The sequence below is a fragment of the Achromobacter sp. JUb104 genome, from assembly GCF_024806975.1.
GTDB lineage: Bacteria > Pseudomonadota > Gammaproteobacteria > Burkholderiales > Burkholderiaceae_B > Achromobacter > Achromobacter spanius.
In genome coordinates this window covers 876,369-892,036 of record NZ_JANUEY010000003.1, presented here as the reverse complement: position 1 = coordinate 892,036, position 15,668 = coordinate 876,369, and the positions used below count along the sequence as shown (strand labels likewise).

Sequence of the window (15,668 nt, the reverse complement as noted above, 5' to 3'; positions counted from 1 at the left end):
ATCGGGAGGAAGTGAAGAGGGCAAGCTTATTGTCCGCGCAGAAAGAGCTTGTCCAGGTCGGACACGGACCATTGCACCCAGGTCGGACGGCCGTGGTTGCACTGGTCGGCGCGTTCGGTGGCTTCCATTTGCCGCAGCAGCCCGTTCATTTCTTCGAGGGTCAGCTTGCGGTTGGCGCGCACGGAACCGTGGCAGGCCATGGTCGACAGCAGTTCGTTGCGCTGTTCGGTCAGCAAGCGCGACACGCCCACGGCGCCCAGGTCACGCAGCACGGCGCGCGCCAGCGTTTCGATGTCGCCGCGCGCCAGGATGGCGGGCACGGAGCGCACGGCAATCGACGCCGGGCCGGACGGGCGCATCTCGAAACCCAGATCGTTCAGTTGGGTGTCGAATTCCTCGACCAGGGCCACGTCTTTTTCCTGGGCATGGAACACCACGGGCACCAGCAGGTCCTGGCGCGGCAGGCTGCGGGCATCCAGCGCCTGCTTCAGTTGTTCGTAGACGACGCGCTCGTGGGCGGCATGCATGTCCACCAGCACCATGCCCCGGCGGTTCTGCGCCAGGATGTAGATGCCGTGCAATTGCGCCAGGGCCATGCCCAGCGGGTGTTCTTCGTCGGCGGGTAGCGTGGGGGCGGGCCGGGGCTCGCTGACCGGCGTGACCTTGGCCGCCGTGTCGTCGGTCAAGGGGCGGTATAGCGATTGCCAGTCCGCGGCGGGGATGCCGGCGGGTTCGGCGTGCAGGCGGAACGGCACCTGGGTGTGGGCGCGCTGCGGGGCGGGTGACGGGCGCAGGCCATAGGCGGCGGGCTGGCCGGTGTAGCCGGGGCGGGGCGCGTTCGGCGCGGGGGCGGTGTGGCCGTGTTGGAGGCCCGCGCGGGCGGAGGACGCGGCGGCGTCCGCGCTTGCCCTCGCGTCGTCACCCAAGTTGGAGCCGGAGCCTGAGCCGGAACCCGAACCCGAACCCTGGCCCAAGCCCGTGGTGCCGGTTGCTACGGTTTCAAAGCCGCCGTCTTCCGCTTGATCTTGCCGGGCGGGTGCAACCGCCGACGAGCCGCCTGTCTGCGCCAGCGTCTGGCCAACCGCGTGAGACACGAAACGGTGCACGGCGCCACTGTCGCGAAAGCGGACCTCGTGCTTGGCCGGGTGCACGTTCACGTCCACGGCGGCGGGGTCGATGTCCAGGAACAGCACGTAGGCGGGCTGGCGGTCGCCGTGCAGCACGTCGGCGTAAGCGGCGCGCAGCGCGTGGCTGACCGTGCGGTCGCGCACATAGCGGCCGTTCACGTACAGGTATTGGCGGTCGGCGCGGGCGCGCGCGGCGGTCGGGCGGGTGATCATGCCGGCCAGGCTGACGGCGCCGACCGCGTGCGACAGCAAGAGGCCGTGTTCGGCGAATTCCGCACCGAGTACGTCGCGGATGCGCTGAGGCGGTTCGGCCGGCAGCCACTGGCGCTGCGCGCGATCGTGATGGAACAGGCGGAACGCAATCTGCGGATGCGCCAGCGCAATGCGTTCCATGGCATCCACGCAATGGCCGAACTCGGTGGCCTCGGACCGCAGGAACTTGCGCCGCGCGGGCACGGCGTCGAACAACTGGCGCACGTCCACGGTGGTGCCGGGGGGGCCGGAAGCGGGGCTGACCTGCATGCTGCCGGCATCGATCTGCCAGGCGTGCTCGCCGTCACGGGTGCGCGAAATGATGGTGACCTGGGCCACCGAGGCAATCGAGGCCAGCGCTTCGCCACGAAACCCCATCGACGCCACGGATTCCAATTCGTTCAACGACCGGATCTTGCTGGTGGCATGGCGGGCCAGCGCCAGCGGCAATTCGTCGGGCGGAATGCCGCCGCCGTCGTCCGTCACGGCGATACGGCGAATGCCGCCGCCCTCCAGGCGCACTTCGATGGCGCGGCCGCCCGCATCGATCGCGTTCTCAAGGATTTCCTTGAGCACGGAGGCAGGCCGCTCGATCACCTCGCCAGCGGCGATCTGGCTGATGAGCAGGTCGGGAAGCGCAAGAATGGAACGGCGTTCTGTCATTAGGCGTAGGTCTGGTGGGGCTGTGTGGAGGATTTTAGCGTCATGGCCTGCTGGGCTATAGTCGCGAAGGTTTAACCTTCTTCCGAACTCCGGGCCGCTGATGCTTGAATTTTTCAATATGGTGCTCCACATCGACAAGACGCTGGGCGTCTGGGTCGCGCAATATGGCGTGTGGGTGTACTTGGTGCTGTTCCTGATTGTCTTTGCGGAGACGGGGCTGGTCGTCATGCCCTTCCTGCCCGGCGATTCGCTGTTGTTCATCGCGGGCGCGTTCGGCGCCACGGGGCATATCGATCCGGTGCTGATGGCGGTGCTGTTGATCGTGGCGGCCATTACCGGCAACACGCTGAACTACATGATAGGGCGCTACATCGGCCCGCGCGTGTTTTCCATGAACATGCGATTCCTGGACCGTGGCGCACTGATGCGCACGCATGCGTTCTATGAAAAGCACGGCGGGAAAACAATCGTGATGTCGCGCTTCATCCCGGTCGTGCGCACGTTCGCGCCGTTCGTGGCGGGCGTGGCGGACATGGCGATGTCGCGCTTTCAACTGTTCAATATCCTGGGCGCGTTGCTGTGGGTGGTCAGCCTGGTTGCGGCCGGATACTTCTTCGGCAACATCCCCCTGGTGCGCGAACACCTGAACACCATTGTGTTGGTGGGCCTGGCCGCGGCCATCGTGCCCGTAGTAGGCGCCGGCGTATTCAAGCTGATCAAATCCCGCCGGTAGGATGGGTGCAGCGCGGCAGGGCGGTTGCAAGAACACCACCGTATGCCGCGCGAAACCCATCAAGCAGCGGTGGAGCGGACAATGCACCACCCACATGAACGACGTAACCTATCAGCAGCGCGCTGATATCACCCCAGCCGCGCCAGCGGCGGGTTTGCGGTGAAGTAGCGTTGGATGCCGGTCATCATGGCTTGTGCCAGCTTGTCCTGATGCGAATTGCTCCGCAACAAAGCTTCTTCCTGCGGATTGCTGATGAAGGCGGTCTCAACCAGAACCGACGGAATGTCCGGCGCTTTCAGCACGGCGAAGCCGGCTTGTTCGACGCTGTTCTTGTGCAGACGGTTGATCTTCTTGATCTCGTCCAGGAAGGCGTTGCCGACCTTGAGCGAATCATTGATCTGCGCGGTGGTGGACAGGTCCAGCAGCACCTTGGCGACCTGGCGGTCGTGGCTGCCCAGGTTGACGCCACCGATCAGGTCGGCCGCGTTTTCCTTGTCAGCCATCCAGCGCGCCTGAGCGCTGGTGGCGCCACGCTGCGACAGCGCAAACACCGATGAACCATTGGCCGACGGCTTGACCCAGGCGTCCGCGTGGATCGAGATGAACAGGTCGGCATTCACCCGGCGCGCCTTCTGCACGCGCACATGCAGCGGCACGAAGTAATCGTCGTCGCGGGTCAGGTAGGCGCGCATGTAAGGCTGACTGTCGATCAGCGCTTTCAGGCGTCGCGCAATGCGCAACACCACGTCTTTTTCGCGCAGGCCGCTGCGGCCGATGGCGCCCGGGTCTTCGCCGCCGTGGCCCGGGTCCAGCGCGATGGTCAGCGTGCGCTGCTTGCCGCGGCTGGCGGTGCCGGTAGGCGGCTTGGGCGCGGTCGGCAGCGGCGGGGCGGGTTGCTGCCCGCGCACGCGCGGAGGTTCGGGCGGGTCGGCACGGGTGACCGGATTGCGCTGGATATCTTCCAGGATGCGCGCCAGCGGATCGTCGACGTCGGGGCCGCTCTGGTTCAGGATCGCGATAAGCGGATCCTGGGCGACCTTCGGATACAGGTCCAGCACCAGACGGTACTGGTAGTCGGCCACGGGCTTGAGCGTGAACACCTGAGGCGCGACGGGCTGCTTCAGGTCGAACACCAGCCGCACCACGTTCGGGCGGTTCTGCGCCACGCGCAGGCTTTGGATATAGGGGTCGTCGGGCCGGACCTTGGACACCAGGTCATTCAAGGCGGAGCTAAGGGTCAGTCCCTCGATGTCGACCACCAGCCGGTGGGGATTTTCCAGCGTGAATTGTTCAGCCTTGAGCTCGCTGTCGAGCTCCAGCGTGACGCGGGTGTATTCGTCGGCCGGCCACGTCCGGACAGCCAGAATCGTTGCCGCCTGCGCCAAACGGGGCAGGACCGGCAAGACAAGCAGCGTGGCGGCGACGCTGATCAGGCGGCGCCGGGTGGCGCCTGCGGAGGGAAGGGCGCCGTCTGGGGCGGGGGGACAATCGCGTTCAACCATGTTTGTCCTCGAGCGGTGTACGCGGTCAGGGTGGCGTCGCGGCCGTCATCGGCATATGCCAGGGAAATGAGCAAGTCGGGAGGGGGCAAAAGGCCCTCGGCCCGCTCTGGCCATTCGATCAAAACCACCGCGTCTTCACGCAGTAAATCCCGAAATCCTGCGTCTAACCATTCGCGCGAATCACTAAATCTATAAAAATCAAGATGATAGAAGTATAAGTTAAAAACTTTATAGGATTCAAGCAGCGCGTAGCTGGGGCTTTTGATTCGGCCCGTCACGCCGCATTCGCGCAACAGGGCCCGGGTGAAGGCTGTTTTGCCCGCGCCCAGGTCTCCTTGCAGGTGTATGCAAGCGCCCGCGGGACCAGTCTGTCCCCCTGAAACCAAGGGGGCAAGCTGGCGCGCAAGCGATTCCGTGGCGGCTTCGTCGGGCAGGTGCAAGGTCAGGGTGCAAAGAGGGGCGGACATGGCGCGGGGCGAGTGGTAAAAAACGGTGGAGAGATCACGGATTGCCGCAATTATAGGAATGCGGGTTTCTGCTAATCTTATAAGTGATTGCTATTCTCAATTGTCGCTTCGGGCGGACACCGCCACTTGCGACTGACAGCCGCCACGGAGTTGTACGCGCCATGAAGACCCGCATCGAAAAAGACACGTTTGGACCCATCGAAGTCCCCGAGGATCACCTCTGGGGCGCCCAAACGCAACGTTCGCTGCATTTTTTCGCGATTTCCACCGAAAAAATGCCTGTGCCGCTGGTTAACGCGATGGCCCGCTTGAAGCGCGCGGCCGCCAAGGTCAACGCCGAACTCGGCGAACTGGATCCGACGATCGCCGACGGCATCATCCGCGCGGCCGACGAAGTCATCGCCGGCAAATGGCCCAACGAATTCCCGCTGTCGGTCTGGCAAACGGGCTCGGGCACCCAAAGCAACATGAACATGAACGAAGTGCTGGCCAACCGCGCGTCCGAAATCTTGGGCGGCGTGCGGGGTGAAGCGCGCAAGGTGCACCCGAACGACCACGTCAACCGCGGCCAATCGTCCAACGACACCTTCCCGACCGCCATGCATGTGGCGGCTGCCGTCGAAGTCGAGCATCACCTGCTGCCTTCGCTGAAGCAGTTGCGCGGGACTCTGGCCGAGAAAAGCGCCGAGTTCTATGACATCGTCAAGATCGGCCGTACCCACTTGCAGGACGCGACGCCGTTGACGCTGGGCCAGGAACTGTCGGGCTATGTGGCGCAACTGGACCTGGTTGAGCAGCAGATCCGCGCGACCTTGCCCGGCTTGCATCAACTGGCCATCGGCGGCACGGCGGTGGGCACGGGCCTGAACGCGCATCCGCAATTCAGCGCCAAGGTGTCGGCCGATCTGGCGCATGCCACGGGCACGGCTTTTGTGTCGGCGCCCAACAAGTTTCAGGCGCTGGCCTCGCACGAAGCGCTGCTGTTCGCGCACGGTGCGTTGAAGTCGCTGGCGGCCGGCCTGATGAAGATCGCCAACGACGTGCGCTGGCTGTCCAGCGGCCCGCGCTCGGGCCTGGGCGAAATCAGCATTCCGGAAAACGAACCGGGCAGCTCCATCATGCCGGGCAAGGTCAACCCGACGCAGTGCGAGGCCATCACCATGCTGGCCGCGCAAGTGCTGGGCAACGACGTGGCCATCAATATCGGCGGCGCCAGCGGCAACTTTGAACTGAACGTATTCAAGCCGCTGGTGATCCACAACTTCCTGCAATCGGTGCGCCTCTTGACCGACGGCATGGCCAGCTTCAATGCGCATTGCGCGGCCGGCATCGAGCCCAACCACGAACGTATCGCCGAACTGGTGGATCGTTCCCTGATGCTGGTGACGGCGCTGAACCCGCACATCGGCTACGACAAGGCCGCGCAGATTGCCAAGAAGGCACACAAGGAAGGCTTGTCGCTGAAGGAATCGGCCCTGGCGCTGGGTTACGTGACCGAAGCGCAGTTCGCCGAATGGGTGGTGCCTGGGTCCATGACCAACGCGCACAAGTCGTAATCGGCACGACCGCGGCCGCTGTTGCCGCGGGGGGCGCCCAGATGGCAGCCCCAGATGGCAGCCCTAGATGGCTGCGATAGATGCCCGCCCCAGATGGTCGCCCTTGATGGGCGGCCATTTTTTTGCAGTGATCCAGCCTACGCGGTCAGCATCAGCCACAGCGGAATCGTGGCGGCCGAGAACAGCGTGCCCAGCGAAATCAGCACCGCCACCATCCGCCCGTCGCCGCCCATGCGCATGGCCAGCACGTAGGCGGCGGACGCGGTGGGCAAGGCGGCAAACAGCAGCAGCATGCGCGCTTCCAGCGGGGGCAGGCCCACTAGGCGCGCCACGCCCAGGGCCACCGCGGGCAGCGCCACGAGCTTCACGGCAAGCATCCATGTGATCAATGCGCCGTAGCCCTTGCCGCCTTCCCACGCCAGGCTGGCGCCCACACACAGGATGCCCAGCGCCAACGCCGCCGCGCCCAGGCGCGCCAGCACCGTGTCCACCGGGCCGGGCAGTTGCAAGCCGGCCAGGTTGCAGGCCAGCCCCAACAGGGTTGAGACAACCAGTGGATTGCGCGCCAGTTCACGCAGCAGATTGCCGCCGTTGTGACGCGCCAGCCCGTAGACCGCGGCCACGTTGGCCATGGGCACCGCGAAGCCGACGATCAACGCCATCACCGTCTGCCCTTGCGAACCGGCCAGGCTGGCCGACAGCGCCAGCCCGATATAGGTATTGAAGCGGTAACCGCACTGCGCCGATGACGCCAGCCCCAGCGAGGACGGCCGCAGCACCAGGCCCGCCAGCCACGCCATGGCCACGCCCGCCACGATCACGGCCGCCGTGGCCTGCAGCAGCAGGACGGCGTTGCCGGCCGTGATGGGGGTACGAAGAATGGATTGGAACAGCAGCGCGGGGAACAGCACGAAGTACACAAGGCGCTCGGTGCCCGCAAAGAACTCGCGTGAAAAACCCAGCTTGTGACGTAGCGCCCAACCCAGCGCAACCAGCATGAAATCAGGGAAAACCAGAAGGGCAACCGACATGGGACCAGGGTGTTTTTGTAGGGGCGCGGGCCGGGATCGGCGCGCTATGCGGGTGTAAGCATTTGCTGCTATTCTCCGTCATTCTGGCGGGCGCGTCTGCCACAAGCAATTCATAAAAGCAGCGCCACACACGCTGCACAGAAGCAATGCGCTCCCACCGTTATCTGCTGGCCCGTCTACAGACGAGACCATCTCAAAACGGTCCGTTTACATACGGGCTCGCACTCTTGGAGGAAACACACCTATGAATAAAGTTCGCTCCCTGGCCTTGGCTATCGCCGTGGCGACCGGCGCCGCCGGCACGCTTGGCGCCTCCGTCGCGCATGCCGCCGACAAGTACCCCAGCAAGCCGATCCGCGTGATCGTTCCTTTCGCGCCGGGCGGTTCCACCGACATCATCGCGCGCCTGGTGACCCAGCGCATGAGCCAGGAACTTGGCCAGCCGATGGTTGTGGAAAACAAGGGTGGCGCAGGCGGCGCCATCGGCGCGTCGGAAGCCGCGCGCGCCGATGCCGACGGCTACACGCTGTCCATCGCCACGGTGTCGACCATGGCCGTCAACCCGGCCTGCCGTCCGAAGGACCTGCCGTACGACCCGATCAAGGACTTCCAGCCGGTCACCAACTTCGCCAACACGGCCAACGTGGTTGCCGTGAACCCGAAGTTCCCGGCCAAGGACTTCAAGGGCTTCATCGAAGAACTGAAGAAGAACCCGGGCAAGTACTCCTATGGCAGCTCGGGCACTTGCGGCGTGCTGCACTTGATGGGCGAGTCGTTCAAGATGGCCACGGGCACCGACATCGTGCACGTGCCGTACAAGGGTTCGGGCCCGGCCGTGGCGGATGCCGTCGGCGGTCAGATCGAAATCCTGTTCGACAACCTGCCGTCGTCGATGCCGCAGATCCAGGCGGGCAAGCTGCACGCCATGGCCATCGCCTGGCCTGAGCAAATCTCCTCGATCAAGGGTGTGCCCACGTTCAAGGAAGCCGGTTTCCCGGTGCTGAACCAGCCGGTCTGGTACGGCCTGCTGGCCCCCAAGGGCACGCCGATGGAAGTCGTGAACAAGCTGCGCGACGCCGCTGTCGTGGCCCTGAAGGACCCGAAGGTCATCAAGGCGCTGGACGACCAAGGTTCGGCGCCGTCGGGCAACACGCCGGAAGAGTTCGCCAAGGAAATCAAAGAGCAGTTTGATTGGGCGCAAGACGTCGTGAAGAAGCAAAACATCAAGCTGGATTGATGCGGCATGGGGCCGGCCCGTGGGCCGGTTTCCAACGCCAATAAAAACGGGCGCCTTGAATTTCAAGGCGCCCGTTTTATTTTGGTGGCGTTTATTTTGGCGACGTCGCGTCCCTCACGCGGGCGTGTCCAGCGAGGCCATGCGCGCGGCGCAGGCGGCGCGCAGCCGGTCGATCAGGTCGCGGTGCAGGGCGGACAAGGGGTCCTGGTTGCGCACCATGATGCTGATCGGCACGCGCAGCGCGGGGTCCAGGCGGCGCAGGCTCATGCCGGGGCGCAGCATGGCCTGGGCGGTGATGGCGTCGACGATGGCGTCGCCGCAGCCCGCGTCGACCAGCGCGCAGGCCACGTAATGCGTCTGCACCTGAATAGCCACTTGTGGCGCCAGGCCTTGCGCATCCAACGCCATCTGCAGCAGCGCGCCCGAGGCATCGCCCGCGTCCAGCACGATAAGCGTATCGCCCTTGGGGTCGGCCAGTTCAGACAGGCGCATCGGTCCGGTGGCGGGCCTGCGGCTCAGGTGCACCAGCTCGGTATGGCCCAGGCCCATGCGCGTCAGGCCGGGGTAGTCGTTGGTGTCGAAGGTAATGGCCAGGTCCAGTTCGCGCGTCAACAAACCCTGCACCAGTTCCGCGCTGTGATGCGTATGGATGTCGAAGGTGATGCCGGGTTGCGCATCGCGGCTTTCGCGCACCACGTCGGGCAGCAAGCCCAGCCCCAGCGCGGGCGCGCAGCCCAGCCGCAAATGCCCGTTCGGCCGGTCGCGCAGGCTGGCGACCAGCCGGCGCACGCTGTTCAAGTCCTGATTCAGGCGCGCGACTTCGGGCGTCAGGATTTCGGCCTCGCGCGTGGCAACCAGGCGACCCTTCACGCGCTCAAACAGCTTGAAGCCGAGTTGGGTTTCGGCGTGCGCCAGCAGTTTGCTGGCGGCGGGCTGCGAGATATGCAGCGCGGCGGCGGCCTCGGTCAGGGATCCGGTACGGCGGATCGCTTCGAAAATCTCGATGTGGCGCAGGCGCATGTCAGGGCAGGGAAGAGGGACCGGAACCGCGATTCTATGTCGGGTTGACGGCGCGGGACACCCGGGCCGATGATGAACGCCTGCCGGCATGCCGGCGCCACCTTGGAGTTGACCATGCGCGCTTGCCGCCACGCCGCCGCCATTCTTCTTGCCGCCACCCTGGCCGCCATGCCGGCCGTTTGGGCGCGAACCCCAGCGGCGGTTGAGGATCTCAACCCCGAAGCGGCCAGCGGCGCCCAGGCGCGCGAACTGGTCCGCGCGCCGCAGTACATGATGGTGTCCGCCAACCCGCTGGCCACGCAGGCAGGCGACGACATGCTGCGCGCGGGCGGCTCGGTGGTGGATGCCGCCATCGCCACGCAGTTGGTATTGAATCTGGTTGAGCCGCAATCGTCAGGCATTGGCGGGGGCGCGTTCCTCGTGCTGTATTCGGCCAAGACCGGTCGCATCCAAACCTATGACAGCCGCGAAACCGCGCCAGCCGCAGCGCGCCCGGATCGCTTCCTGGACGCCGAGGGCAAGCCGCTGCCTTTTGCGCAGGCCGTGAACAACGGCATGGCGGTCGGCGTGCCGGGCTTGCTGCGCGGCCTGGAACTAGCGCACAAGGAGGCGGGCGTGCTGCCCTGGGCCGACTTGTTCCAGCCCGCCATCCGGCTTGCCGAACAAGGCTTTGCCGTGTCGCCGCGCTTGCATACGCTGCTGGCGGGCAACAAGGAGCTGCCGAAACAGACGGCCGCAGCCGCGTACTTCTATGGGCCGGACGGCTCGCCCTGGCCGGTGGGCCATGTGTTGAAGAACCCAGAGTTCGCGCGGACCTTGCGCGCGGTTGCCGCGCAGGGCGCCGATGCGTTCTACCAAGGTGATATCGCTCGCGACATCGTGGCGGCGGTGCACGGCCACGCCACGCCCGGCGACCTGAGCCTGGCGGACTTGGCGAACTACCGCGCCAAGACGCGCGACCCGGTGTGCGGCGCGTATCGCGGCTACCAACTGTGCGGGATGGCGCCGCCCAGCAGCGGTCCCATCGCCGTGTTGCAGATGCTGGGCGAGTTGGAACAGTATCCGATGTCGACGTATGCGCCGGGTTCGGTGCAGGCGGTGCATTACTTTTCCGAGGCCGGCCGGCTTGCGTTCGCTGACCGAGATTTCTATGTGGCGGATCCGGACTTCGTCGATGTGCCGGTACGCGCACTGCTGAACCCGGCCTATCTGCGCGCGCGCGGTGCGTTGATCCAGCCGGATCGCAGCATGAAGGTTGCGCTGCCGGGCGATCCGGAAGGCAAGCTGCTGACGCTGGGCCGCGACAACGCGCTGGAGCTGCCGTCCACCAGCCATCTGGTGGCGGTGGACAAGCAAGGCAATGCGCTGTCCATGACGACCACCATCGAAAGCGAATTCGGCAGCAAGATTTTTGTGCGCGGCTTTTTGTTGAACAACGAAATGACGGACTTCTCTTCGTCGTTCAAGGACCCTGAAGGCAGGCTGGTGGCCAACCGTGTCGAACCGGGCAAACGGCCGCGCAGTTCGATGGCGCCGATCATCGTGTTGCGTGACGGCAAGCCCGTGATGTTGGTGGGTTCGCCGGGCGGCAGCGCCATCATCAACTACGTGGCCAAGACGATTGTGGGCGTGCTGGATTGGGGCTTGGACATCCAGGCCGCGATTGCGCTGCCCAACATGGGCAGCCGCAACAAGGAAACGGAACTGGAAAAAGGCACGGCGCTGGAAGCGCTGGCGCCTGCCCTGGAAGCCATGGGGCACCCGGTGCGCATCACCGAATTCCCCAGCGGCATCCATGGCATTGTCATCGACGCCAAGGGCTTGCAAGGCGGGGCGGACCCGCGCCGTGAAGGCTTGGCGAAGGGCGGTTGAGCCGGCGTTTTATTCCAGCGCGGACGGGTCGATTTCCATGCGCGCTTCCTTGCGACGCGCCAGATAGGTCACGCCCCACATCACCACCCCCAGCAGCAAGAGCCAACCCGCCACTTGATACTGGATGACGTCGCGGCCGGTCAGCGGCGTGACCAGGAACAGGCAGGCCGCCGCGCCCAGCCACGGAATGATGCGGTTGATGCGGAAGTGTTCGTGCTTGACCTCGTCGCGGCGTAGGACCAGCACCGCGACGTTGACGAAGGCGAACACGCCAAGCAGCAGCAACGCCGTGGTGCCGCCCAGCGCGCGGATGGCTTCCGAATCGGCCAGGGCCACCAGGATGATCAGGCCAAAGGCAAGCGCGGTGGTGAACAGGATGGCCGTCCAGGGCGTCTGGTTCTTGCGATGCACGTGCGCCAGGAACGACGGCAGCACGCCTTGGCGCGACATGCCGTAAAGCAGGCGGCTGGCCATCATCATGTTGATCAACGCGGAGTTGGCCACGGCAAACATCGAGATCACGGGCATGATGTATTCCACCGGCAAGTCCGGCGCGGCGCGCTTGACCACCAGCACCAGCGGCGTGGAACTTTTGGCCAATTCGCCCACCGGCACCAGCGCCACCGCGCAGATCGACACCAGCACGTAGATCACGGCGGTGATGCCCAAGCCGGTCAGCATGACCTTGGGAAAGATGCGGCTGGGTTCGTGCGTTTCTTCGGCCATGTTGACCGAATCCTCAAAGCCCACCATGGCGAAGAACGCCAACGCGGTAGCGGACGTGACCGCCAGGAATACGCTCTTGTCCTCGGGCGTGTCGAACGCGATCACGCGCGAGAAATCCGCCTGCCCGCCCGCCATGGCGTAGAAGCCCAGCAAGATCACCATCAACAGGCCCGATAGTTCGATCAGGGTCAGCACGACGTTGGCCTTGACGCTTTCGGCCGCGCCGCGCAGGTTCACCAACATCACCAGCAGCATGAAGCCCAGCGCGCCGAACGTGATCCAGGCTTTGTCGGCTTCGATACCGAAGGCCGCGAACAGGTTGGCCGCAAAAGCCTGTGAAGCCGTGGCGGCGGATGTCAGCCCCGAGCTCATGACGGTGAAGCAAACGATGAAGGTCAGGAAGTGCACGCCGAAGGCTTTGTGCACATAGAGCGCCGCGCCGGCGGCCTTGGGGTACTTGGTGACAAGCTCCAGGTAGGACAGCGCGGTCAGCAACGCCACGGCGAAAGCCACCAGGAAAGGCACCCACGCCGCGCCGCCGACTTCGGCGGCCACCTGGCCGGTCAATGCATACACGCCAGTACCAAGAATGTCGCCAACAATGAACAGCAACAATAGTTTGGCGCCCATCACGCGCTTGAGCGGCGCATGCTCCGTTGTGGAAGGGGCAGTCGTTTCGTTCGTGGCCATATTCTTTTCTCCTCTTTCTTGGACTTGGGGGGGAGGCGACCCGAAAAGTCTAAGGCGAGGAGGGTGCAGACAGTGCTACAGCGGTGCAACGAAATGTCTTAGTTGTTGGGATTCGTAGGATGGGTGCAGCGCGAGAGGCAGGTCAGAAAAACCCAAGTGCAGATCGCGCGAAACCCATCAAGCAGCGGCGGAGATTGGGGTGCCATGGCCACACCGATGTGGCTGGATTAGCGCTAGGTTCAAGCGCTGCATGATGGGTTTCGCGCGAACGGCTTCAGCGTTCTTCTGATCTTTCCCGCGCGCTGCACCCATCCTACGATTCATATCCGGTTGGGATTCGTAGGATGGGTGCAGCGCGAGAGGACAGGGCAGAAAGACCCAAGTGCGGATCGCGCGAAACCCATCAAGCAGTGGCGGAGATTGGGGTGCCATGGCCACACCGATGTGTGGCTGGATTAGCGCTGGTTCCTGTGCTGCATGATGGGTTTCGCGCGAACGGCTTCAGCGTTCTTCTGATTTTTCCCGCGCGCTGCACCCATCCTACGATTCATATCCGATTGGGGTTCGTAGGATGGGTGCAGCGCGAGAGGCAGGTCAGAAAAAACCAAGTGCGATTCGCGCGGAACCCATCGATTCACGCCTTCAATTCTGGTGGCAGTTTCCGCAGGCTAGCCGGTGTACGCGATAGCTTGATGGGCGAGCCTACGCCTTTGTATTCGCCTTGCTCCAGCACCATGCCGCGATGCTTCGTGTGCGGGTGCGCCAAGGCCTGGTCCACCGTTTGCACGGCGGCGGCGGGGACGCCTGCGCGTAGCAGGCGGTCGGCCAGCGCGGCCGCGTTTTGGCTTGCCAACAACGCCGACAATTCATCGCGCAAGGCTTGCCGGTTTTGCAGACGATCGGCATTTGTCGCATAGCGCGCATCCGCCGCCAGCCCCGGCGCTTCCAGCACCTGCGCCATCAATGCAAACTGGCGGTTATTGCCCACGGCAAGGAACAACGGGCCGCTGGCGGTGGGCAGTGTTTCGTACGGCGCGATGTTCGGGTGCGCGTTGCCGCTGCGCTTGGGCACATTACCGCTGTAGAAAAAATTGGCCGCGTGCGGGTGCAACAGCGACAGCGCGCAGTCGTACAGCGTGATGTCCAGGAATTGGCCCAGCCCGCTTCGATGGCGTTCGTTCAACGCCAGCAGCACGGCGACCGCGGCGTTCAGCCCGGTCACCATGTCCACTACCGGCAGACCCACGCGCGTGGCCTCGCCGTCGGCTTCACCGTTCACGCTCATCAAGCCGCACATGGCTTGCGCGCAGGCGTCGTAGCCGGGCAGCCCGCCCAAGGGGCCATCGGCGCCGAAGCCACTGACGCGGCAATGCACCAGCTTGGGAAAGGCCTGGCTCAATCTGTCATAACCCAGCCCCCACTTTTCCAGCGTGCCTGGCTTGAAGTTCTCAACCAGCACGTCGGCGTCGGCCAGCAGATGGCGCAGCAGTTCCTGGCCGGCAGGCTGCGACAAGTCCAGCGTCATGCCTTCCTTGTTGCGGTTCACGCCGATGAAGTACGACGCCGTGTCGCCCAGGAAGGGCGGGCCCCAGCCACGGGTTTCGTCGCCGCCCGGGGGCTCGATCTTCAGCACGTCGGCGCCGTGGTCGGCCAGTATCTGCGTGCAGTACGGGCCGCCCAGCACACGCGACAGGTCGATCACTTTGCAGCCGGCCAGTGCGCCGGCGTTCGGAAGAGTAGGGGCCATGGAATCTCTGCTTCAGTCGATGGAAACGTTGGCGCTCTTGATGAGCTCGCGCCACTTGGGCACTTCGGCGGCGATGAAGTCGGCCAGGCCTTGCGGCGTCTGGTCCTTGGCCGCCACGATGCCTTGCGAGCGCAGCGCCTGCTCGACGGCGGGGTCCGACAGTGCAACCTTGAACGCCTGGTTCAAGGTATTCACCACGTCGGCCGGCGTGCCCTTGGGCGCGACGATGCCGAAGAAGACGCTGACGTCATAGCCCTTGAGCCCTTGCTCGGACAAGGTGGGCAAATCCGGCAGCGCGTCCGAGCGTTGCGCGCTGGCCAGGCCGATGGCGCGCAGCTTGCCGGCCTTGACGTGGGGCAAAGCCGTGAGGATGTCGGTGAACGACATGGACACCTGGCCGCCCAGCAGGTCGTTCAGCGCAGGCCCCGTGCCCTTGTAGGGAATGTGCATGATGTCGGTGCCCGCCATCTTGTTGAACAGGATGCCGGCCAGGTGCGACGACGCGCCGTTGCCCGACGAGGCATAGCTGAGCTTGGTGGGGTTCTGCTTGGCGTAGGCGATCAGCTCTTGCACGTTGTTGGCCGGCACTGACGGGTTCACCACCAGGATGTTGGGCAGATGGCCCAGGCGGATGATGGGCGCGAAACTGGTCTCGGGGTTGTAGCCCTGGTTCTTGTACAGGCTGACGTTGATGGCCAACGGGCCGGACGTGCCGAACAGAATCGTGTAGCCGTCGGGCTTGGCCCCCGCCACGTATTCCGATCCGATATTGCCGCCCGCGCCGCTGCGGTTTTCAACAATCACGTTTTGCTTGAGTGGCTCGCGCAGCTTCTCGGCCAGGCGGCGCGCCATGGCGTCGGTCGGCCCGCCGGGCGGGAACGGCACGATCAGCGTGATGGGGCGGGCGCTGGGAAAGGCGTCGGCCGCCAGCGCGGACGTGGCTGGCATGACGGCGGTGGCCGCGGCCAGCAGCAAGGGGGCAAGAATGCGTTTCATGGTGGTGTCTCCTGTGGGGAAGGCGCGCCGGCTGTGCCGCCGGCGTCGG

Annotated in this window: 12 protein-coding genes; 4 read left to right on the top strand and 8 right to left on the bottom strand. The window is 64.9% G+C overall.

From position 1 onward, the window contains the following. Positions 1-26: 26 nt before the first annotated feature. On the bottom strand, positions 27-2,042 hold the full coding sequence (gene mutL / locus M2361_RS24545; protein WP_259252410.1) for a DNA mismatch repair endonuclease MutL: 2,016 nt from the start codon (positions 2,040-2,042) through the stop codon (positions 27-29). A 100-nt stretch (positions 2,043-2,142) separates the two neighbouring features. Here mutL and M2361_RS24540 point away from each other — a divergent pair, with 100 nt between their 5' ends. Continuing rightward, on the top strand, positions 2,143-2,775 hold the full coding sequence (locus tag M2361_RS24540) for a VTT domain-containing protein (RefSeq protein WP_259252409.1): 633 nt from the start codon (positions 2,143-2,145) through the stop codon (positions 2,773-2,775). 128 nt (positions 2,776-2,903) lie between these two features. Here M2361_RS24540 and M2361_RS24535 read toward each other — a convergent pair whose 3' ends face one another. Further along, on the bottom strand, positions 2,904-4,277 hold the full coding sequence (locus M2361_RS24535; RefSeq protein WP_259252408.1) for an N-acetylmuramoyl-L-alanine amidase: 1,374 nt from the start codon (positions 4,275-4,277) through the stop codon (positions 2,904-2,906). Continuing rightward, the gene (gene tsaE, locus M2361_RS24530) at positions 4,205-4,744 is read right to left on the bottom strand and encodes a tRNA (adenosine(37)-N6)-threonylcarbamoyltransferase complex ATPase subunit type 1 TsaE (protein WP_259252407.1); all 540 of its coding nucleotides are present in this window, start codon (positions 4,742-4,744) and stop codon (positions 4,205-4,207) included. Before tsaE ends, M2361_RS24535 begins: the two co-directional genes overlap by 73 nt. A 161-nt stretch (positions 4,745-4,905) precedes the next feature. Here tsaE and fumC point away from each other — a divergent pair, with 161 nt between their 5' ends. Continuing rightward, a complete protein-coding gene (gene fumC / locus M2361_RS24525) occupies positions 4,906-6,300 on the top strand; it encodes a class II fumarate hydratase (RefSeq protein ID WP_259252406.1) in 1,395 nt (464 codons plus the stop codon). 137 nt (positions 6,301-6,437) lie between these two features. Here fumC and M2361_RS24520 read toward each other — a convergent pair whose 3' ends face one another. Further along, positions 6,438-7,331, bottom strand: coding sequence for an AEC family transporter (locus tag M2361_RS24520; protein ID WP_259252405.1), 894 nt, complete (start codon positions 7,329-7,331; stop codon positions 6,438-6,440). A 244-nt stretch (positions 7,332-7,575) separates the two neighbouring features. Between M2361_RS24520 and M2361_RS24515 the strand changes: the two genes are divergently transcribed. Then, entirely contained in the window at positions 7,576-8,568 is a 993-nt protein-coding gene (locus M2361_RS24515; protein ID WP_100852998.1) for a tripartite tricarboxylate transporter substrate binding protein BugE, read from the top strand. A gap of 114 nt (positions 8,569-8,682) precedes the next feature. Here the strand turns inward: M2361_RS24515 and M2361_RS24510 are convergent, their stop codons facing one another. Continuing rightward, positions 8,683-9,588: a LysR family transcriptional regulator gene (locus M2361_RS24510; protein WP_259252404.1), complete on the bottom strand. Its 906-nt coding sequence runs from the start codon at positions 9,586-9,588 to the stop codon at positions 8,683-8,685. Between the two features lie 114 nt (positions 9,589-9,702). Here M2361_RS24510 and ggt point away from each other — a divergent pair, with 114 nt between their 5' ends. Next, entirely contained in the window at positions 9,703-11,460 is a 1,758-nt protein-coding gene (gene ggt / locus M2361_RS24505; RefSeq protein WP_404976441.1) for a gamma-glutamyltransferase, read from the top strand. Positions 11,461-11,469: 9 nt separating this feature from the next. Here the strand turns inward: ggt and M2361_RS24500 are convergent, their stop codons facing one another. The 3 genes from M2361_RS24500 to M2361_RS24490 all read right to left on the bottom strand — a co-directional run bounded on the left by M2361_RS24500 (position 11,470) and on the right by M2361_RS24490 (position 15,619). Continuing rightward, positions 11,470-12,876 carry an APC family permease gene (locus tag M2361_RS24500; protein WP_259252403.1) on the bottom strand — a complete coding sequence of 469 codons (1,407 nt, stop codon included), beginning with the start codon at positions 12,874-12,876 and terminating at the stop codon, positions 11,470-11,472. Between the two features lie 634 nt (positions 12,877-13,510). Further along, a complete protein-coding gene (locus M2361_RS24495) occupies positions 13,511-14,623 on the bottom strand; it encodes a CaiB/BaiF CoA-transferase family protein (RefSeq protein WP_259252402.1) in 1,113 nt (370 codons plus the stop codon). A 12-nt stretch (positions 14,624-14,635) separates the two neighbouring features. Beyond that, complete coding sequence (locus M2361_RS24490) at positions 14,636-15,619, bottom strand: tripartite tricarboxylate transporter substrate binding protein (RefSeq protein WP_259252401.1); 984 nt, start codon at positions 15,617-15,619, stop codon at positions 14,636-14,638. Between the last annotated feature and the right edge of the window lie 49 nt (positions 15,620-15,668).